Origin of the sequence: Brevundimonas sp. VNH65 (genome assembly GCF_049445955.1) — a bacterium.
Lineage (GTDB): Bacteria > Pseudomonadota > Alphaproteobacteria > Caulobacterales > Caulobacteraceae > Brevundimonas.
Window position 1 is genome coordinate 1 of record NZ_JBMSDX010000013.1, and the last position, 17,613, is coordinate 17,613.

At 68.0% G+C, this 17,613-nt stretch carries 19 protein-coding genes; 10 read left to right on the forward strand and 9 right to left on the reverse strand.

The features are described from left to right. Positions 1-418 precede the first annotated feature (418 nt). On the reverse strand, positions 419-1,234 hold the full coding sequence (locus ACO2Q1_RS15695; RefSeq protein ID WP_423330484.1) for a DUF3800 domain-containing protein: 816 nt from the start codon (positions 1,232-1,234) through the stop codon (positions 419-421). A 534-nt stretch (positions 1,235-1,768) separates the two neighbouring features. Here ACO2Q1_RS15695 and mmcB point away from each other — a divergent pair. Next, positions 1,769-2,215: a DNA repair putative endonuclease MmcB gene (gene mmcB / locus ACO2Q1_RS15700; RefSeq protein WP_423330431.1), complete on the forward strand. Its 447-nt coding sequence runs from the start codon at positions 1,769-1,771 to the stop codon at positions 2,213-2,215. A 15-nt stretch (positions 2,216-2,230) separates the two neighbouring features. On the opposite strand, the gene ACO2Q1_RS15705 is transcribed toward mmcB, so the two are convergent. Both ACO2Q1_RS15705 and ACO2Q1_RS15710 read right to left on the reverse strand, forming a co-directional pair. After that, entirely contained in the window at positions 2,231-2,800 is a 570-nt protein-coding gene (locus ACO2Q1_RS15705; protein WP_423330432.1) for an ActR/PrrA/RegA family redox response regulator transcription factor, read from the reverse strand. Positions 2,801-2,831: 31 nt separating this feature from the next. Next, positions 2,832-4,331 (reverse strand): ActS/PrrB/RegB family redox-sensitive histidine kinase, encoded by a 1,500-nt coding sequence (locus ACO2Q1_RS15710; protein ID WP_423330433.1) that lies wholly within the window; start codon positions 4,329-4,331, stop codon positions 2,832-2,834. 124 nt (positions 4,332-4,455) lie between these two features. Here ACO2Q1_RS15710 and ACO2Q1_RS15715 point away from each other — a divergent pair, with 124 nt between their 5' ends. Further along, positions 4,456-5,076 (forward strand): SCO family protein, encoded by a 621-nt coding sequence (locus ACO2Q1_RS15715; protein ID WP_423330434.1) that lies wholly within the window; start codon positions 4,456-4,458, stop codon positions 5,074-5,076. 89 nt (positions 5,077-5,165) lie between these two features. Beyond that, entirely contained in the window at positions 5,166-5,861 is a 696-nt protein-coding gene (locus tag ACO2Q1_RS15720) for a MarR family winged helix-turn-helix transcriptional regulator (protein ID WP_423330435.1), read from the forward strand. An 18-nt stretch (positions 5,862-5,879) separates the two neighbouring features. Here ACO2Q1_RS15720 and ACO2Q1_RS15725 read toward each other — a convergent pair whose 3' ends face one another. Together ACO2Q1_RS15725 and ACO2Q1_RS15730 are read right to left on the reverse strand one after the other, a co-directional pair. Beyond that, a complete protein-coding gene (locus ACO2Q1_RS15725; protein WP_423330436.1) occupies positions 5,880-6,701 on the reverse strand; it encodes an alpha/beta fold hydrolase in 822 nt (273 codons plus the stop codon). 66 nt (positions 6,702-6,767) lie between these two features. Continuing rightward, positions 6,768-7,262, reverse strand: a complete 495-nt coding sequence (locus ACO2Q1_RS15730; RefSeq protein ID WP_423330437.1) for a Fur family transcriptional regulator — start codon at positions 7,260-7,262, stop codon at positions 6,768-6,770. A 131-nt stretch (positions 7,263-7,393) separates the two neighbouring features. Here ACO2Q1_RS15730 and ACO2Q1_RS15735 point away from each other — a divergent pair, with 131 nt between their 5' ends. Next, a complete protein-coding gene (locus ACO2Q1_RS15735; protein ID WP_423330438.1) occupies positions 7,394-8,182 on the forward strand; it encodes a SapC family protein in 789 nt (262 codons plus the stop codon). 58 nt (positions 8,183-8,240) lie between these two features. Here ACO2Q1_RS15735 and ACO2Q1_RS15740 read toward each other — a convergent pair whose 3' ends face one another. From ACO2Q1_RS15740 to ACO2Q1_RS15750, 3 genes are all read right to left on the reverse strand, one after another. After that, a complete protein-coding gene (locus ACO2Q1_RS15740) occupies positions 8,241-8,648 on the reverse strand; it encodes a MaoC family dehydratase (protein ID WP_423330439.1) in 408 nt (135 codons plus the stop codon). A gap of 26 nt (positions 8,649-8,674) precedes the next feature. Beyond that, positions 8,675-9,691, reverse strand: coding sequence for an NADP-dependent oxidoreductase (locus tag ACO2Q1_RS15745; protein WP_423330440.1), 1,017 nt, complete (start codon positions 9,689-9,691; stop codon positions 8,675-8,677). A gap of 251 nt (positions 9,692-9,942) precedes the next feature. Then, a complete protein-coding gene (locus ACO2Q1_RS15750; RefSeq protein WP_423330441.1) occupies positions 9,943-10,746 on the reverse strand; it encodes a response regulator in 804 nt (267 codons plus the stop codon). A 238-nt stretch (positions 10,747-10,984) separates the two neighbouring features. Between ACO2Q1_RS15750 and ACO2Q1_RS15755 the strand changes: the two genes are divergently transcribed. The 6 genes from ACO2Q1_RS15755 to ACO2Q1_RS15780 all read left to right on the forward strand — a co-directional run bounded on the left by ACO2Q1_RS15755 (position 10,985) and on the right by ACO2Q1_RS15780 (position 17,257). After that, positions 10,985-11,194, forward strand: coding sequence for a NepR family anti-sigma factor (locus ACO2Q1_RS15755; RefSeq protein WP_423330442.1), 210 nt, complete (start codon positions 10,985-10,987; stop codon positions 11,192-11,194). Continuing rightward, positions 11,194-11,805, forward strand: coding sequence for a sigma-70 family RNA polymerase sigma factor (locus ACO2Q1_RS15760; RefSeq protein WP_423330443.1), 612 nt, complete (start codon positions 11,194-11,196; stop codon positions 11,803-11,805). The genes ACO2Q1_RS15755 and ACO2Q1_RS15760 overlap by 1 nt, the downstream gene beginning before the upstream one ends. 121 nt (positions 11,806-11,926) lie before the next feature. Then, positions 11,927-13,606, forward strand: a complete 1,680-nt coding sequence (locus tag ACO2Q1_RS15765) for a sensor histidine kinase (RefSeq protein WP_423330485.1) — start codon at positions 11,927-11,929, stop codon at positions 13,604-13,606. 82 nt (positions 13,607-13,688) lie between these two features. Then, a complete protein-coding gene (locus ACO2Q1_RS15770) occupies positions 13,689-13,826 on the forward strand; it encodes an entericidin A/B family lipoprotein (protein WP_423330444.1) in 138 nt (45 codons plus the stop codon). 202 nt (positions 13,827-14,028) lie between these two features. Continuing rightward, a complete protein-coding gene (locus ACO2Q1_RS15775) occupies positions 14,029-15,720 on the forward strand; it encodes an MFS transporter (RefSeq protein WP_423330445.1) in 1,692 nt (563 codons plus the stop codon). Positions 15,721-15,802: 82 nt separating this feature from the next. After that, positions 15,803-17,257 carry an NAD-dependent succinate-semialdehyde dehydrogenase gene (locus ACO2Q1_RS15780; protein ID WP_423330446.1) on the forward strand — a complete coding sequence of 485 codons (1,455 nt, stop codon included), beginning with the start codon at positions 15,803-15,805 and terminating at the stop codon, positions 17,255-17,257. 6 nt (positions 17,258-17,263) lie between these two features. Here the strand turns inward: ACO2Q1_RS15780 and ACO2Q1_RS15785 are convergent, their stop codons facing one another. Further along, positions 17,264-17,593: an ArsR/SmtB family transcription factor gene (locus tag ACO2Q1_RS15785; protein ID WP_423330447.1), complete on the reverse strand. Its 330-nt coding sequence runs from the start codon at positions 17,591-17,593 to the stop codon at positions 17,264-17,266. Positions 17,594-17,613 lie beyond the last annotated feature (20 nt).

The window sequence follows — 17,613 nt, forward strand, 5'->3', positions numbered from 1 at the left end:
CCGGCCTCCTGCTCCCGCAGGATCCCGATGATCTGCTCTTCCGTGAACCGTGACCGCTTCATTCTGTCCGTCCTTTCGAGGGGCGGACTCTAGCTATTCCTGGAGGAGTTTCAGGGGGTCACGTCATAGGCTGCGAGGATCAGGAACGAGCCATGCATGCCGTTCTGGGCGTCGTAGGCAAGCGACGGACCTATTAGGAACCTAATATCCGATCCGCATCCGTCGCCTAACGGCAGGTGCCGACCAAAAAAGAAAAACGAGTCCGATTTCAAGGAGATAGAGATCCGGCCAACAATCTGAAATTGCTTGACTAAATATATTCTTTCACTATGATGTGGCTGCGTCTTAGCAAAGCGGACCTTGAGTCCGTGGCGCAAGCGACTGAGCAGCCGAGCAGCGATGTTCGGCTGTCTCTATTTCACCCGAGCCTTTTGATACCGTCCCGAGACGGGCTAACCAGCGTGTTTCTCAGGCTAGTCGGTATCTCGTCGCAAAGTGTGCCGAGCCGGTATTGCTCTTGCCAAGGCTCCAACTCGTTCCGTTCGGCTTTGATTTTGAGGAACGCCGAGTAAGCGACCAAGTCGGCTATCTGAGTGAAATGACAGTGCTTTGAGTTCTTCTCGTTGGCGTCCTTAAAGAACATACTCAGCGGGAGGTTTTTGGACGAATGGCCCTCGTCCCAGCCATCAGCTTGGCGGCTACCCGTTGGAAGATAGACCTGAGCCTGACGGTATAGCTTTCGGTATTCCGGGTGACCCTGATCGAAGAACGCCATCGCATTCACTTGTCGATTCGCGCTCTGGGTTCTCATCCTTTGCATGAGGGCATAAAGCGCCGCCTCAAGTCGCGTTCGGCCATATAGAGCGGTGGCCTCGCGCCGGGCGGACGTCACCATTATGGAAGCTGGCGGAAGGACCTGATCCAAGTTTCTCAGGATGCTTCGGTATACGCCGCTCGCCTTGGCCCTATCGAAATTGTGGAGACCTTTGTAGAAATTGCCGCGACCAGAAATCAGTTTATTTCCGTGAAGCTCTTTCGATGGCGGAATCTTCACTTCAGCGTTCATCAAACGTCGCCATTCTCTGGCGATGCGTAATCGATCCGGCCAAACTATATGCCATTCGCCTTCAACCATCCGCATCATAGGGATGGTGATGGCGGCGAGCACATACGACCGTTGATCGTTGGACTCGTCGATGTAGAAGACGTCGATGCCGTTTCGGGCCAATTTCATCGTCAAAGGATGAAACCAGATGACCTACGTGTCGAGCGAAACGCAGTTCGACAAATTCCGCGACCCAGCCCGTGAGCTAGAGTGCGACGAAGATGAAGCCGCCGTTGATGAATAAGGTGCGGAAGGTAGCGACCGCGCCGAAGCCGGATTCGGAGCTGGAGAAATGATCGCCCTGGCCGTCGCTGCGGTGCTGGCCCTTCAGAGCGGCGAGTGGACCGCCTTCGGGCAAATGAGTTGCGGTACATGGCTCGCTGGCCGCTCTAGTTCAGAGGCGGAGGCTCGGGCTTATGTCCTAGGCTTTTGGAGCGGTCGGAACTCTGGCCTCGGTCTCAGCGTCGGCCATTCGACCGACACAGACGGCATCGTCGAGGAAGTGCGGGAAACTTGCCGGGCTGAGCCCTCGCTGTCGCTGGTGACGGCCACATGGCGGGCATATGAGCGGTTGCGGTCGGAGGACCGCTGAATCCGCAGGGCTTGCCAAATTCGCATCCGCCCCGGACTTGTCGTGAGAACATAGACGGAACATAATCGGTGATGCCCGCCGCCGTCGTCGCCATCGATCTGGTCTTTTCGCGCCCGGAAACCACCCTGGCCGTCACGCGCGGCGCGGCGCGGCTGATGGTGGACATGGGCTATGCGCCCCTTCTCGAGGTCTGCCTGCCCAACGGGCGGCGCGCCGACGTCATGGCCATCGGGCCGAAGGGCGACTTCGTCATCTGCGAGGTGAAGTCGGGCGTCGAGGACTATCGCGTCGACCGCAAATGGCCCGACTACGCCCCCTATTGCGACGCCTTCTTCTTCGCCGTCGCGCCCGAGTTTCCGCAGGGCCTGCTGCCTGACGAACCGGGCCTGATCGTCGCCGACGCCTTCGGCGGCGCCGTCCTGCGCGACGCGCCGGTCACGCCGCTGGCGCCGGCCCGTCGAAAGGCCCTGACGATCGCCTTCGCGCGCCTCGGGGCGATGCGCGGCATGCGGGACTGAGGTGCGAGTCCCCGATCAGCGCGGGGCGCGCTTGGCCAGGATGCGCTGCAGGGTGCGGCGGTGCATGCCCAGACGGCGCGCCGTCTCCGAGACATTGTGGTCGCACAGCTCATAGACCCGCTGGATATGCTCCCAGCGCACACGGTCCGCGCTCATCGGATTCTCCGGCGGCTCCGGCGCCGCGTCGCCGGTCGCCAGCAGGGCCTTGACCACATCGTCGGCGTCGGCCGGCTTGGACAGATAGTCGACGGCCCCGGCCTTGATCGCGGCCACCGCCGTGGCGATGGCGCCGTAGCCGGTCAGCATGACGATGCGGGCGTCCTCGCGCCGGTCGCGCACCGCCTCGACCACCTTCAGCCCATTGCCGTCGTCCAGTCGCATGTCCAGCACGGCGAAGGCCGGGGCGCCGGACTTCAGCGCCTCGGTGGCCTCGGCGACGGAGGCGACGGCGGTCACCTGAAATCCGCGCGACTCCAGGGCGCGGCCCATGCGGGTGCGCAGCGCCTGGTCATCGTCGAGCAGCAGCAGGCTTCGGTCGGGAAGGGCCGCGATGCGGGCCTCGATGGCGTCCTGAACGTCGGTCATGCCTTTCAAGTCGCCCTCCCGGCGCCCCGGGTCAAGACTCGCGGCGATCTGTCGCGAGTCCGGACAGAAGGGCGACCGCCTCGTCGCCGGCGGCCTCCAGGGCCCCGCGCGGCCAGCGCACCGTGACCCGGGCCCCCCGCGTCGGCCCCGGCGGACCTTCGCCGCCCGCCACCGAGACCCGCCCGCCGCTGCGCTCCAGCAGGGTGCGGGCGATGAAGAAGCCCAGCCCCATGCCGCCCTGGCTGGGCGCGACCGGGATCAGGGGCGCCGCATCGGCGGCCGGGCGACGACCGGGCCGGCGGGCCGCCGCCGTGGCCGCCGCCCGCAGCTGGGCCGCCAACACACGCCGCGCCTTGCCGTGCGGACGACTGGTCACATAGGGCTCGCCCAGACGCGGCAGGATATCGGCGGCGAAGCCCGGACCGTCGTCCAGCACCTCGACCGACAGACCGCGCTCGTCGATCCGCGCCGTGACCGACACCCGGCGGTTGGCGAAATCGGCGGCGTTCTCGACCAGGGCGGACAGGCCGTGGACCACCTCGGGCAACCGCCGCACCTGCAACGCGCCGTCGCCGCCCTCGACCTCGGCCCGGATGTCCAGGTCGAATCCCAGATGCGGCTCGACCACCTCGGCCAGCAGGGCCTTCAACCCGATGGTGCGATACAGGGTGTCGTCGCCTTCCGGCCGTTGCGACAGGCGGGTCAGGATCTCGCGGCACCGATCGGCCTGCTGCAGCAGCAGGGCCGCATCCTCGGCCACCGGGGTGCCGGCCTTGGCCTCGCGCAGCATCTCCTTGGCCACGACCTGGATGGTGGCCAGCGGCGTGCCCAGCTCATGCGCCGCCGCCGCCGCCAGGCCGCCGAGCGCCGCCAGCCTCTGCTCGCGTTGCAGCACGTCCTGGGTGGTGGCCAGGGCCAGTTCCAGCTTCTCCGCATCCGCCGCCACCCGCCAGGCGTAGGCCGAGGTGAAGACCACGCCGGTCACCAGCGCCATGCCGAGGCCCAGGCGATAGAGCCCCGGAAGCACCAGCTCCGTCCCCGCCACCCAGGGCAGGGGCATGGACCAGAAGGACAGCACGCCGGTGGCCAGCAGCACCATCAGTCCCAGCAGGATCGCCTGCCGCCCCGGCAGGGAGGCCGCCGCCACCGTCACCGGCGCCACCAGCAGGATGCAGAAGGGGTTCTCCAGCCCCCCGGTCAGGGCCAGCAAGGTCGACAGCTGCAGAATGTCGAAACCCAGATGCAGGGCCGTCAGCCGGCCGTTCGGCGCATGGCTGTCGGCGCGCCGAAGCTGGAACAGCGAGACCAGGTTCACCGCCGCCCCGACCCCGATGGCGATCATGCATTCCAGCAGCGGCATGGGGAAATGCAGCAGGTCGTGGGCCATGAAGACCGTCAGCGTCTGGCCGAACAGGGCCAGCCACCGCAGGATGATCAGGGTGCGCAGCGACAATCCCCGCCCGCGCCGCGGCAGATCGCGCCAGGCGCGCGCGCCGGCCTCTTGGGTGTCTTCGATCGCCTGCGTCGTCACGTCCGGTCCGTCGTTTCGCGGGGCGCTTCAACCGCGACCCGCTCCGTCCTATAGACCCCCTATAGCCCCCCCGACGCCCCCTGTCCGCGTCGCCGATGTCGCCCTCTTCAGCCCGCGAGCCGTCATGCCCCGTCGTTCGATCCTCCTGTTCGCCGCCGCCTGCGTGATCCTGGCGGCGGTCGTGGCCGTAGGGACAGTCTATGTCGCCGGTCAGCGCGCGCCCGCCGGGGCGCCTGACGCCGTCGCTTCCGGCCAGCCCGCCGTGGGCGGTGATTTCCAGCTGGTCGATCAGGACGGCCGCGCGGTCGACCAGACCCTTCTGAACGGCAAATGGAGCCTGGTCTTCTTCGGCTTCACCTACTGCCCTGACTACTGCCCCACGACCCTGGGCACGCTGGCGGCAGTGCGTGAACAGTTGGGCGATCAGGCTGAGAACCTGCAGATCGTGTTCGTCAGCATCGACCCCGCGCGCGACACGCCCCAGGCGCTGAAGGACTATCTGTCGTCGGACGGGTTTCCGCCGAACGTCATCGGCCTGACCGGAACGGCGGATCAGGTCGCCCAGGCCGCCCGCGCCTATCGAGCCTACTATCAGAAGGTCGGAGAAGGAGAGGGCTATACGATGAACCATTCCCTGACCATCTATCTGATGGGGCCGGACGGTCGCTTCAGGTCCGCCTTGAACCACGACCTTGGACCGGACCGCTCCGCCGAGATCATTCGTCGGGCCATGTCGCGCGGATGACGACGCGATCCCGTCAAATCCCTGTCGTCAAATCGTAAAGCCGGACTGATAACCCTCCGCCCACGGCCGATCGGGCGAGGGGGCGGACAATGGTCAAGACCGGCAAGACGGACAAGCGCCCCCGGCCCCGTCATCAAGGGCCGCTGGCGCAGTCGCCCAGCCACCTCATGCATCGCGCCCTGCAACTGGCGCTCGACATCTATGCCGAGGAAGCCGGTCCGGAAGGTCCGACCCAGCGACAGTTCGCCGTCATGGAGGCGGTGGCGGCGCGCGAAGGCCTGACCCAGACTGATCTGGTCCGCGCCACCGGCATCGATCGCTCCACCCTGGCTGACCTGGTGTCGCGCATGACCACCAAGGGGCTGCTGGCCCGCGAGCGGTCGACGATCGACGCTCGCGCCAAGGCCGTACGCCTCTCGCCTGAAGGACTGGCCCTGCTGGAGGCGGCGCGCCCGCGCGTGGCCCTGGCCGACAAACGCCTGTTGGCCCTGCTGCCCAAGGGGCGGCGCGAGGTGTTCCTGGAACTGCTGTCCGAACTGGCGGCCACGGCGGATGCGGCGCCCGAACTGGCCAAGGCCGAGATCAAGGCGGCCAAGAAGGCGGCCAAGGAAGCCAGAAAGGCCGAGAAACTGGCCCGGCGCGGCGCACCCGCCAAGGAGTCCGGCAAGAAGCCCAAGTCCGGAAAGTCCAGGAAGGACAAGGTCGCGCCCCTCGCCGACGCAGCTCCGCCGGAGTCAGAGCCGGATTCTGGGCCGGAGTCTGGGCCGGGGACTGCCGACGCCTGATCCCTGTACCGCCCGACCTCAGCGGCGCGCCAGGGCGTCAGCCAAAGCCGCCCGGGCGACATCCGGCTGAACCATCGGGAAGAAGTGCGTCCCGTCCGTGACCACCTCGACCCGCCGTCCCTGACGCCAATCGGGTCCGGCGTGACAGGTGGACCCGATCTCTCCCTTGAGGATGCGCACGCGGCCGCCGACCCGATCCAGCGCCTTCCAGGGATCATGACCTTGCACGGCGTAGTTCGACGCCTCCCATTCGGGCGCACAGGCCAGCGTCAGACCGCCCTCTGGGTCCTCAACCAGCCCGTCCTCCAGATAGTCGGCCAGCATGGCGTCCGGCCAGTTCCGGAACGCGCCGCGTCCGCGATAGGCGAGGAAAGCCTGATCCCGGTCGTCAAATCGCCTGCGACGCCTCAGGGCCCCGGTCACCAGGGGAATGCGCTCCGGCAACCGCCGCAGCACAGGCAGGCGGAAGGCCAGGGCCGCGCCCCGGCTCCAGATCACCGGATCCAGCAGGACCAGGTCCGCGACGCGATCGGGCCGTCGCGCCGCCGCCAGCAGGCCCGAGGTGCCGCCCATCGAATGTCCGGCCAGGATCGGCGGCGGGCCGCCGATTGTATCCAGCAGGGCCGCCAGATCCTCGGCATGATCGTCCCAGCCCCGCCGCGCCGCCGTCGAGGTCGACAGGACGGTCCGGCCATGACCGCGCAGGTCGGGGGCGAGAATCCGGTGCGCCTCCGCCAGCGGACGCAACAGCTCCAGATAGGTGCGGGCGTTGAAGCCGTTGGCGTGGACGAAGATCAGGCCGAACGGCCGATCCGGATCGCCCAGATCGAGCGCGGCCATCCGCCCTCCGCGCGCGGGCAGGTCGAACGTGAGCCGTCGGACATCCTCGACCATAGACGGGTCGGCTCAGGCGGCCTGGGCGGGCCGACAGGCCGGGCAACGCCCATGGCCTTCGATGGTCGTCCGCTCCAGCGCATATCCGGCGGCGCCGGCGGCGCGCGTGAAGGCGTCGCCCAGGGGCGCGGCCACCTCCTCCGTCGCCCCGCAGCAGTCGCAGATCAGGAACGCCGCCGCATGGGCATGGGCGTCAGGACCGGTGCAGGCGACATAGGCGCTGATCGACGCGATCCGATGGGCCATGCCCTTGCGTTCAAGGAACTCCAGGGCGCGATAGACCGTCGGGGGCTTGGCCGCCTGCCCATCCTCGCCGAAGCGGGCGATCAGGTCGTAGGCCTTGACCGGCTCACCGGCCGCCAGCAGCAGCTCCAGCACCCGGCGCCGCGGCGCGGTCATGCGATCCCCGTCCTCGGCGCAGCGTCGCTCGGCCGCCTCCAGCGCCTGGCTGACGGCGTCGGCGCCGGGCGAAAGAGGCGGATGGTCGTGGCCGCAGGTCGATCCCATGTCCCACAGCTAAGGGGTCCGGTCCGTCGCCGCAACCGGCTCCGTTTGCCGCCGCGCGCGGCATCGGCTATGGACCCCGACCTTTCGCCTTCACGCGCCGTCCGCAGAGACGCCTCAGAGACCAAAGCTCCATGACCGACGCCACCGCCAATCCGACCGGCCTGACCGGCAATGTCCTGTTCTACGTCCAGCCCGAGCCGGTGACGGCCGAACAGCACGGCGACCTGGGCGTGAACCCGGTCGACCAGCCCTACGCCTTCATGGGCAAGTCGCACCTCGTGCCCCTGACCGTGACCGAATTCGCCCCGGCGGCCCTTTCCTATCCGGTCATCTTCGTCGGCGAGGCCAAACAGCCGGTGGCGGTCATGGGCCTGTCCGACGGCGAGAACTTCTTCGTCGAACCGTCGGGCGCGGTGCGCGGCGACTGCTACATCCCGGCTTACGCCCGTCGCTATCCGTTCGTGTTCGCCAACGACCAGGAACAGGGCCGCATGATCCTGTGCATCGACCGCGCCGCCCCCTTCCTGGCCAAGGGCGGCCAGGTGCCGCTGTTCGAGAACGGCCAGCCGACGGCCTACGTCAACAGCGCGATGGAGTTCTGCAACAACTTCGAGCAGGAACGTCAGCGCACCGAGTCCTTCATCGCCCTGCTCACCGAACTGGACCTGTTCGACACCCGTGAGGCGGTCTTCACGCCCCGCGACGCCAACGGCAATCCCGGACAACCGCAGAAGCTGGCGGACTACATCGCCGTCTCGGAAGACAAGCTGAAGGCCCTGTCGCCCGAGAAGCTGGCCGAACTGCGCGACAACGGCGCCCTGGGCCAGATCTACGCCCATCTGACGTCGCTGCTCGGCTGGGACAAGCTGATCGCCCTGGCCTTCCAGCGGGCCAACGCCACGCCGGCCGGCAACGCCTGAGGTTCAGCAAATCGCGACAATCGAGGCCCCGCCGGCGACGGCGGGGTCTTTCTTTGTTTCAGCGGCGGCTGAACAGCGCCCGGGTCAGGCAGGAAAAGACCAGGCGCCCTCCTTCGTCGAGCAGATCATGCTGGGCGATGACGATGCCCTTTTCGTCGCCGACGGGATCCTTGCCCATCACCGTCATGCGGCCGCGCAGCAGCTCTCCTGCGGGCGGGTTGCGCATGTAACGCAGTCCGTCCACCGCCAGCACCTTGGACTGGGCCCAGCCCGCCGCCTTTTCGACGGCCAGCCGCGACCACAGGGCGTAGATCATGGCGTCGGGCGCGCCATAGGCGACGTCCCAACCGGGGGCGAACCTTTCGGCGAAGGCCTCCAGACCCGCCTCGTCGACGGCGACGGCGCCGAGTTGCAGCACCTGGCCGACCTCGACGTCCTCGAAATGCACGTGCAGGGGTTCGCTCATGGGACCGGCCGAAACTGTTGTGGGCGTCAGGGTTCTTCTGACACGCGCACCAGCAGCTTTCCATCGTGATCGCCGGTGAACAGGCGATTGAGCGACGTCACGGCGCCGTCCAGGCCGTCATCGACATGCACCTTCCACTTCACCCGTCCGTCGGCGAGCCAGGGCCCCATCTCCGCCACCATTTCCTTGGCCCGCGGCGAATAGTCCATGACCAGGAAGCCCTGGACCTGCAGCCGGTGGGTGATCAGACGCGAGAAATCCGGCGACGGCGGGCGTCGCGTGGCGTTGTAGGCCGACACCAGGCCACAGACCGCCATCCGGCCGTGGACCTTCAGCCGGTTGAACACGGCGAACATGATGTCGCCGCCCACATTCTCGAAGTTCAGATCCACACCATCCGGCGCCAGCCGGTCCAGGGCCTCGCCGACGTCTTCGGACTTGTAGTCGATAGCGGCGTCGAACCCGAGCTGGTCCGTCAGCCAGGCGCACTTGGCGGCGCCGCCGGCGATGCCGATGACCCGGGCGCCCCGCTGTTTGGCGATCTGGCCGGCGATGGAGCCCACCGCCCCGGCGGCCGCCGAGATCACCAGGGTCTCGCCGGCCTTGGCCTTCAGCACGTCGGTGACGCCGAAATAGGCGGTCATGCCGGTCATGCCGAGGACCGACATATTGGCGGTCAGCGGCAGGCCCGGGGCACGATGCACACGGCTGGCCGCGACGGCGGGAATGGCGGCGTAGTCGGCCCAGCCGCCTGCGGCCGTGGTCACCAGATCCCCGACCTGAAACCGCTCCGAGTTCGAGGCCTCGACGACGCCCAGCGTCAGTCCCCGCATCACGGAGCCGAGAGCCACGGGCGGAAGATAGCCCTCGGAATCGTTCATCCAGGTGCGATTGGTCGGATCGAGCGACAGATAGATGGTCCGGATCAGGATTTCGCCGTCCCCGGCGGTGGGAACGGCCGTCTCGACCAGTTCCAGGTCGCCGTCCTGGATCAGGCCTTGCGGCCGGGCGCGCAGCACCCACTGACGATTGACGGCGGCCATGTTCATCTCCCTGACGGCTCGGTCCTTATTGAAGACCCACATTGGCGACTGGTCGTGGGCTTGTCGAGCGCACGAAAAAGGGCGGACCCTGAGGTCCGCCCGAAGTCGCATCATCGAGAATGAGGCGCGGAGGCGACAGATCGGCGGGGGAGCCGATCAAGTCGGGGGCGTCGCCGCCTCCGCATCTGGGTAACGTCGTCGCGTGACGACCGTTCCCGTGACGCGCGAAGATTTCGCGACGACCGCTTCCGTCAGGCCGCCTCGCGCTGGCGCGACGGATGGAAGAACAGGGCCTGGCTGATCGCCGCCTTCACCGTCTCCGGCTGGAAGGGTTTGGTGATCAGGAAGGTCGGCTCGGGACGTTCACCGGTCAGCAGTCGCTCGGGGAAGGCGGTGATGAAGATCACCGGCACGTCGAACTGCTTGAGGATGTCCTTCACCGCGTCGATGCCCGACGATCCGTCGGCCAGCTGGATGTCGGCCAGCACCAGGCCGGGACGATGCCGCTGGACGGCCTCGACCGCCTCATCATGGGTGGTCGCCGTCGCGCTGACATTATGGCCGAGGTCGCGAACCAGGCTCTCGATATCGGCCGAGATGATCGCCTCGTCCTCGATGATCAGAACGTCGGTCGCCAGTTCGGCGTCGATTTCGGCCTGCGCCGAGGCGATCAGCGTCTCCACCTCGCTGACCGGCGCCGACAGGATCTGCGCCGCCTCCGAGGCCGTGAATCCCTCCAGCGCCGTCAACAGGAAAGCCTGGCGCGAACGGGGCGCGATCTTCAGCAGCCGCAGGGTCGGATCGCCCGTTTGGGCGCGCGTCTCTCCTCCCGACGCATCCTCAAGGCGCGCGCCGGAGGTCGACCAGATGGCGTGAAACACCTGATACAGGGCCACGCGAGGCGTAAGCTCCGACGACAGCTGCATCTCTCCGGCCGCCAGGGCCTCGAGAGCGACACGCACATAGTTGTCGCCGGTCGCCTGATCTCCGGTGAGGGCGCGCGCGTAGCGGCGCACATAGGGCAGGTGCGGCGCGAGTCTGGCCAATAGGCTCATGTCTAGTTTTCCCCGACAAAATAGGGTCCGCGGCCGCCGAAACGGCGACGCTGACCTGTGCGAAACGTGGAGTTTGCGTCTCGGTTCCCGCCGGGACGATCAACCTTCGCCATAAAATGCGTCCCGTTTCGGAACCGACCGGCGGCGACGTCGTTGTTTGGCCTTAGAATGCGGCGGCGAGCGACGACCTGTTCGGCGTTTCTCAACCCCGCGCAACGGGTGGCGACTGAAAGATTCCATGATCGATTCCCCTGGCCCCACGTCCCGGCGCAAGGCGACGACGCCCGACGCCCCGGCGGATGAGGAGACACGCCTGCGTCAGCAGGCCATCGGCGTGAAACTGCGCCACATGTTCGACGAGGTGGTCAACGAACCCATCCCGGACGAGTTCCTCGATATCCTCAGGCGCGCCGACGCCAAGTCCGTCGACGGCGAGAGCGAGGCCTGATGCGTTCGACCTCTGCGGCGCCCAAGCCGCCGTCCGAAGACGATGACCGGTTCAAGCGCGAATTGACCGTCCTGATCCCCCATATGCGCGCCTTCGCCCGCACCCTCACCGGCGACCCCACGGCGGCGGACGACCTGGCGCAGGACGCCCTGATGAAGGCGTGGGACGCCCGCGCCAGCTATCAGATGGGCACCAATATGAAGGCCTGGACCTTCATGATCCTGCGCAACCAGTTCTATTCGGAGAAGCGGCGGTCCTGGCGCATGTCCCAACTCGATCAGGAGGCGGCCGAGCGCACCCTCGTGGCCGTGGACGACCCCGAGGCGCCGGTCGCGCTCGACGAACTCCGCCAGGCGTTGAACAGCCTGCCGGAAGAGCAACGCGAGGCCCTCATCCTGGTCGGCGCCGGCGGCTTCGCCTATGAGGAGGCGGCCGAAATCTGCCAATGCGCCGTCGGTACGGTCAAAAGCCGCGTCAGCCGCGCCCGACGGGCGGTGCAGGCCCTGCTGGAGCAGGGTGACTACGGTCGCGACGGCCGCGCCGCAGGCGACGCCATGAGCTCCATCCTCGCCGCCGCCGATCGCCTCAGCTCCGCCGCACGGCAGGACTGAGGTGGCCGAACCCGCGCGACGCCCGGGCGGCGGCCTCGCGCGCCGGATCAAGCGCGCCCTGTTCGGCCGCCGCCGGGATGAGGCTCGTGTGCAGGGCGTCCGGTTCCGCCTCGGCCTGGCCATGGCCCTGGCCCTGCTGCCGATCCTGTTCCTGGGCGTCGTACAGGCCCAGAGCGACTTCCGGCGGCAGGCGGCGGATCGCCAGTCGGACCTGCAACTCGCCGCCGCGCGCGCAGCGGTGGCCGCCAAGGCGCGGATCGACGGGGCCGCCGTCCTGCTCGAGGCCCTGAGTCCCGACGCCCTGGGCCCCTATTGCGCGCCCCGGTTGTCGGCCCTGATCGCCCGGTTGGAGGATTATGACGCCCTCATCCGCCTGTCGGCGGACGGGCACACGGTCTGCACCTCGCGCGAGGCCTCGCTTCCTCCGGCCGACCCCGCTGTGATCCGCTCACGCGCCTGGTTCAATCGTGTGCGCGCCGGCGAGAACCTGGCGGTCGAGCGGTCCATTTCGGCCAACGTCACGGAACCGGCCCTGGTCGTGGCCGTGCGCGCTCAGCGCCCGCTCGGCCGGTTCGACGGCGCCATGACCGCGCTCATTCCCCTGTCCAGCCTGCGCCCCGACGTCGGGGACAAGGCCCTCCCGCCCGGCTCAGAAGCAGCGCTGACGGATGCACAGGGTGTTATCCTGACGGCCACCGATCCTCGCGCATTTGACCTCAAGGACGGGGGGTCCATCCGCGGCTGGGTCGAGCGGGCCCGTGTCGAGGGGTCGTCCCTGTTCGAAGCCGGCGACGCCTCGGGACAGCATCGGGTCTACGCCGGCGCGGCCCTGGCCGGGCGCGACGTCTATGTGCTGCTGTCGGCCCCGGCGCCGGGACTGTTGTCATGGGCCCGCCTGAATCCCATCAGCGCGGTCCTTATGCCGCTCGCCGCCTGGTTCACCGCCTTCGCCGCGGTCATGCTGGTGTCCGAGCGCATCGTGGTCCGCTGGTTGAACTACCTGGAACGGATCGCGGCGATCTTCGCCCGGGGCCGGTTCAATGTGCGGCCGGTCCAGGCCCGGCACGCCCCGGCGGAAATCCGCCGTCTGGCGGCGACGCTGGACGATCTGGCCGACAACATCACCGCCCGCGACCGCACGATCCGCGACGCCCTGGATGAAAAGGACGCGCTGATGCGCGAGATCCATCACCGGGTGAAGAACAACCTGCAGATCATATCGTCCATGCTGTCGATGCAGCAGCGGGCGGTGTCTGACGAGGGGGCCAGGGCGGCGCTCAGCGACACGCGGCAGCGGATTTCGGCCCTCGCCCTGATCTATCGCACCCTGTACCAGTCCGAGAACGTGCGCTACGCCGACGCGCGGGACTTCCTCAACGATCTGGTGGGACAGCTGGTCTCCGCCGGCATGGCGCGCGGACCGGTGGTGGCCAGTTCGGTGCGGTCCGACAGTCTGGTCATCGATCCCGACAAGCTGGCGCCCATCGCCCTGTGGCTGGTGGAGGCGGTGTCCAACGCCCAGAAACACGCCTTCGCCGAGCGCGGCGGACGACTGGAAGTCAGGTTTCGGGTCGACGGCGACACCAGCGTCCTGGAGGTCGAGGATGACGGCCCCGGCGTGGCCGAGGGCGAGGCGTCGGCCGGCGTCGGACGCACCCTCATGGGCGCCTTCGCCAAACAGCTGCGCGGCGTCGCCGAACTCGTCCCCGCGCCCGACGGCGGCTCGATCGCCCGCCTGACGTTCGCGACGCCCGAGGCCGTGGTTCCGGCCGATCCGTCCGACCTCGTCGGCGGGGTGTGACCGGGAACCCGCCGACGCGCCTGACGTTCTGGCACCACGGGCGCATCTCACGCGCCGTCTGACTTCATTCGGAGCCTTTCAAATGCGCAAGACCCTCGTTCTACTGGCCGCCGGCCTGGCCCTGACCACCGCCGCCTGCAACACCGTCGCCGGCGTCGGCCGCGACACCCAGGCCGCCGGCCAGGCCGTCACCGACGCGGCCAACGACGCCGCCAACTGATCCGCCGTACGAGCGGACACTGGAGACCCCCGTCGCCCCGCGGCGGGGGTTTTTGGCGTCCCGCGTCCAAGGTCCGTGTTCACCTGGACACCGAGGCCGGCGCTCGCCCGGCAAACGACTGCTTTCGCCTTCGCCGGCCGCTCGCTAAGCTCCGCTGACAGGGTCGCGCAGACGGCCCGCGCATGGCGCGCAGGGGGAACAGATGTCGATCGATAACCACAAGTCTGGCCAGGACGCGTCCGGCCCCGCGAAGGGCGAGCCCTCGCTGCGCACCGTCGTCGGGGCCTCGGCGGCCGGCACGGCCTTCGAATGGTACGACTTCTTCATCTTCGGGTCTCTAACCACCATCATCGCCCGCCACTTCTACGCCGATGTCGGAGAGGCGACCGGCTACATCCTGGCCCTGCTGACCTTCGGGGTCGGCTTCGTGGTCCGCCCCCTCGGCGCCCTTGTGTTCGGCTGGTTCGGCGACCGGGTCGGGCGCAAGACAACCTTCCTGTCCACCATCATCCTCATGGGGGTGGCGACAGTGGCGATCGGCCTCCTGCCCGACTATGACGCCATCGGCATCCTGGCCCCCATCCTGCTGTTGTTCATGCGGGTGTTGCAGGGCTTCGCCCTGGGCGGGGAGTACGGCGGCGCCGCCATCTATGTCGCCGAGCATGCGCCGGACCATCAACGCGGCTACCTGACCAGCTGGATCAACACCACGGCGGCGCTGGGGCTGATCGGCGCCCTGGCGGTGATCCTGGGCGTCCGGGCGATCGTCGGCGTGGAGGCGTTCGACGCCTGGGGCTGGCGCATTCCCTTCCTGCTGTCGGCCTTCCTGCTGGCCATCTCGCTGTGGATCCGGCTCAAGCTGCACGAGAGCCCGGCCTTCAAGCGGATGGAGGCGGAAGGCGCCGGCCGACGCGCGCCCTTCCGCGAGGCCTTCCTGACCTGGAAGAACGGCCGGTTCGTTCTGATCGCCCTGGTCTGCATCATGTTCGCCCAGGGCGCCGTCTGGTACGCGGGCTATTTCTACACCCGCTTCTTCATGGAGCGGGTGCTGAAGGTCGATGTCGGCACGGTCGACCAGTTGATCCTGGCCATCACCGTCGCCTCGGCCGGCTTCTACGTCTTCTTCGGCTGGTTGTCGGACCGGGTCGGGCGCAAGTCGGTCATGGTCGGCGGCATGGTGCTGGCGCTGATCGCCTTCTTCCCCGGCTTTCAGGCCCTGACCCGCGCCGCCAACCCGGCCCTGGCCGAGGCGCAGGCGCGGGCGCCCGTCGTGGTGATCGCCGATCCCTCGGCTTGTGCGGTGCAGTTCGATCCGGTCGGCAAGGCCGCCTTCGCCTCCTCCTGCGACATCGCCAAGTCGGTGCTGTCCAACGCAGGCGTCAGCTATGAGAACCGGGCGGCCGAGCCCGGCTCCATCGCCCTGGTCCGCATCGGATCCACCGAAGTCGCATCCGTCGAAGGCGCGGGCCTGGCTCCCGCCGAGCTGAAGGCGGCGCGGACAGGCGTCGAGACACGGCTCAAGGCGGCGCTTGTCGCGGCGGGCTATCCGGAAAAGGCGGATCCCGCACGTCTGAACTGGTGGGCGACGTTCGGCGTCCTGATGATCTTCATCATCGCCGCGACCGCCCTCTACGGCCCGCAGGCCGCAGCCCTTGTCGAGCTCTTTCCGACGCGGGTGCGGTATACGGCGATGAGCCTGCCCTACAACATCGGCACGGGCTGGGTCGGGGGGCTGCTCCCCGCCGCCTCCTTCGCCCTCGTGGCCTGGTCCGGGAACATCTATTTCGGCCTCTGGTACGCTGTCGCCTTCACCGGCGTGGCGGCCATCGCGGCCCTGATCTTTCTGCCGGAAACGAAGGGACGGAATCTGGATGCGATCGGCGAGGACGCCTGATCCTCGCCTGACGTCTTTTTGCGTGACCTGACGCGGCGTCAGGGCGTTATGCCTTGGCTGACCGCTCGCCGAGGACGACCCGATGAACACCGCCGCCCGTGACGCCGGACTGAAGCTGCTGAAGGAACACGCCCTGATCGCGGGCGAGGCCGTTCCGGCCTCCGGCGCCCGGATCGCCGTGGACGATCCCGCGACCGGCGAGGTGATCGGCCACGTCCCCGACCTCGGCGCCGCCGAGACCGAGCGCGCGGTGCGGGCCGCTCACGACGCCTTTCCCGACTGGTCACGCTCCGACCCGCACCGGCGCGCCGCCTTCCTGCGCGAATGGGCGCGTCTGATCGACGACAACACCGAGGGGCTCGGCGCCCTGATGGCGCTGGAGAACGGCAAGCCGTTCGAGGAGGCCAAGGGCGAGGTCGCCTACGCCAACAGTTTCCTGAAATGGTTCGCGGGCGAGGCCGAGCGGCTGATCGGCGAGACCCAGGACAGTCCGCTGGGCCATGTCATCCTGACCTTCAGACAGGCGGTCGGTCCCTGCGCCCTCATCACCCCGTGGAACTTCCCGGCGGCCATGCTGACCAGGAAACTCGGCCCTGCCTTCGCCGCCGGCTGCACCGCCGTGGTCAAGCCGGCCAGCCAGACCCCCTTCACCGCCATCGCCCTGGCCGAACTGGCCTATCAGGCGGGCCTGCCCAGAGGGGCGCTGAGCGTCATCACCGGCGATGCGGCCACCATCGGCGGCGTCCTGACCGCCTCGCCCCTGATCCGCAAACTGTCCTTCACCGGCTCGACCCCGATCGGGCGGTTGCTGGCCGAACAGTCGGCGGGGACGTTGAAGCGGGTGTCGATGGAGCTGGGCGGGGCGGCTCCCCTGATCGTCTTCGCCGACGCCGACCTCGACCTGGCCGTGGCCGAGACCATCAAGGGCAAGTTCCGCAACTCGGGCCAGACCTGCGTCTGCCCCAACCGCGTCTATGTCGAGGCTTCGGTCGCCGAGGCCTATGCGACCCGACTGGCCGCCGAGGTGGCGAAGATACCAGTCGGCCCGGCCTTCGAACCCGGCGTCAAGGTCGGCCCCCTGATCGAGGACAAGGCCATCGCCAAGGTCGAGGACCATCTGCAGAAGGTCCAGGCCTCGGGCGGCCGCATCCTGACCGGCGGGGCGCGCCATGATCTCGGCGGCCGTTTCTTCCAGCCGACGGTGACCCTGGGCGGCGACGATGAACTGTTCCGGCGCGAGGAGACCTTCGGACCCCTGATCCCCGTCTTCCCGTTCGAAACCGAGGCCGAGGTCATGGACAAGGCCAACGACAGCGAGTTCGGCCTGGCTTCCTATCTGTTCACCCGCGACCTCGACCGCGCCATGCGGATCGGCCGCCACATCGAGGCCGGGATGATCGGCGTCAACACCGGCCTGATCTCCACGGCCGTCGCTCCCTTCGGCGGCGTCAAGTCGTCCGGCTACGGCCGCGAGGGCTCGATCCACGGCATCGACGAATATGTCGATGTCAAACAGGTGACCCTGGCCCTGAAGTAGAGAGCGTCAATCCGCCGTCTCCAGATCGGTCTTCAGCCGGTCCAGCAGGCCGACCGCCCGCGCCGCGTGCGGACCGATCCAGCGGTCGTGGATGTGCTTGATCGGCAGCGGATTCAGATGGTTCCACCGCTCCCGTCCCTGGCGCTGGACGATGATCAGGGCGGCGCCCTCCAGCACCTTCAGATGCTGCATGACCGTGCACCGATCCAGCGGCTGAAACTGCGCGCACAGGGCGCCGGTGGTCTTCGGCGCATCCTTCAAGGCGTCAAGCATGGCGCGGCGCACTCCCGCCGACAGGGCCTTGAACACCCGGTCCTGATTAGCCTCGCTTGACATGTTATAAGATTATAACATTA

Excerpts from the sequence above, each read along its gene's own strand:
- ACO2Q1_RS15695 (WP_423330484.1), bottom strand. The coding sequence starts at position 1,234 with ATGAAATTGGCCCGAAACGGCATCGACGTCTTCTACATCGACGAGTCC.
- mmcB (WP_423330431.1), top strand. The coding sequence starts at position 1,769 with ATGCCCGCCGCCGTCGTCGCCATCGATCTGGTCTTTTCGCGCCCGGAA.
- ACO2Q1_RS15705 (WP_423330432.1), bottom strand. The coding sequence starts at position 2,800 with ATGACCGACGTTCAGGACGCCATCGAGGCCCGCATCGCGGCCCTTCCC.
- ACO2Q1_RS15715 (WP_423330434.1), top strand. The coding sequence starts at position 4,456 with ATGCCCCGTCGTTCGATCCTCCTGTTCGCCGCCGCCTGCGTGATCCTG.
- ACO2Q1_RS15720 (WP_423330435.1), top strand. The coding sequence starts at position 5,166 with ATGGTCAAGACCGGCAAGACGGACAAGCGCCCCCGGCCCCGTCATCAA.
- ACO2Q1_RS15725 (WP_423330436.1), bottom strand. The coding sequence starts at position 6,701 with ATGGCCGCGCTCGATCTGGGCGATCCGGATCGGCCGTTCGGCCTGATC.
- ACO2Q1_RS15730 (WP_423330437.1), bottom strand. The coding sequence starts at position 7,262 with ATGGGATCGACCTGCGGCCACGACCATCCGCCTCTTTCGCCCGGCGCC.
- ACO2Q1_RS15735 (WP_423330438.1), top strand. The coding sequence starts at position 7,394 with ATGACCGACGCCACCGCCAATCCGACCGGCCTGACCGGCAATGTCCTG.
- ACO2Q1_RS15740 (WP_423330439.1), bottom strand. The coding sequence starts at position 8,648 with ATGAGCGAACCCCTGCACGTGCATTTCGAGGACGTCGAGGTCGGCCAG.
- ACO2Q1_RS15745 (WP_423330440.1), bottom strand. The coding sequence starts at position 9,691 with ATGGCCGCCGTCAATCGTCAGTGGGTGCTGCGCGCCCGGCCGCAAGGC.
- ACO2Q1_RS15750 (WP_423330441.1), bottom strand. The coding sequence starts at position 10,746 with ATGAGCCTATTGGCCAGACTCGCGCCGCACCTGCCCTATGTGCGCCGC.
- ACO2Q1_RS15755 (WP_423330442.1), top strand. The coding sequence starts at position 10,985 with ATGATCGATTCCCCTGGCCCCACGTCCCGGCGCAAGGCGACGACGCCC.
- ACO2Q1_RS15760 (WP_423330443.1), top strand. The coding sequence starts at position 11,194 with ATGCGTTCGACCTCTGCGGCGCCCAAGCCGCCGTCCGAAGACGATGAC.
- ACO2Q1_RS15765 (WP_423330485.1), top strand. The coding sequence starts at position 11,927 with ATGGCCCTGGCCCTGCTGCCGATCCTGTTCCTGGGCGTCGTACAGGCC.
- ACO2Q1_RS15770 (WP_423330444.1), top strand. The coding sequence starts at position 13,689 with ATGCGCAAGACCCTCGTTCTACTGGCCGCCGGCCTGGCCCTGACCACC.
- ACO2Q1_RS15775 (WP_423330445.1), top strand. The coding sequence starts at position 14,029 with ATGTCGATCGATAACCACAAGTCTGGCCAGGACGCGTCCGGCCCCGCG.
- ACO2Q1_RS15780 (WP_423330446.1), top strand. The coding sequence starts at position 15,803 with ATGAACACCGCCGCCCGTGACGCCGGACTGAAGCTGCTGAAGGAACAC.
- ACO2Q1_RS15785 (WP_423330447.1), bottom strand. The coding sequence starts at position 17,593 with ATGTCAAGCGAGGCTAATCAGGACCGGGTGTTCAAGGCCCTGTCGGCG.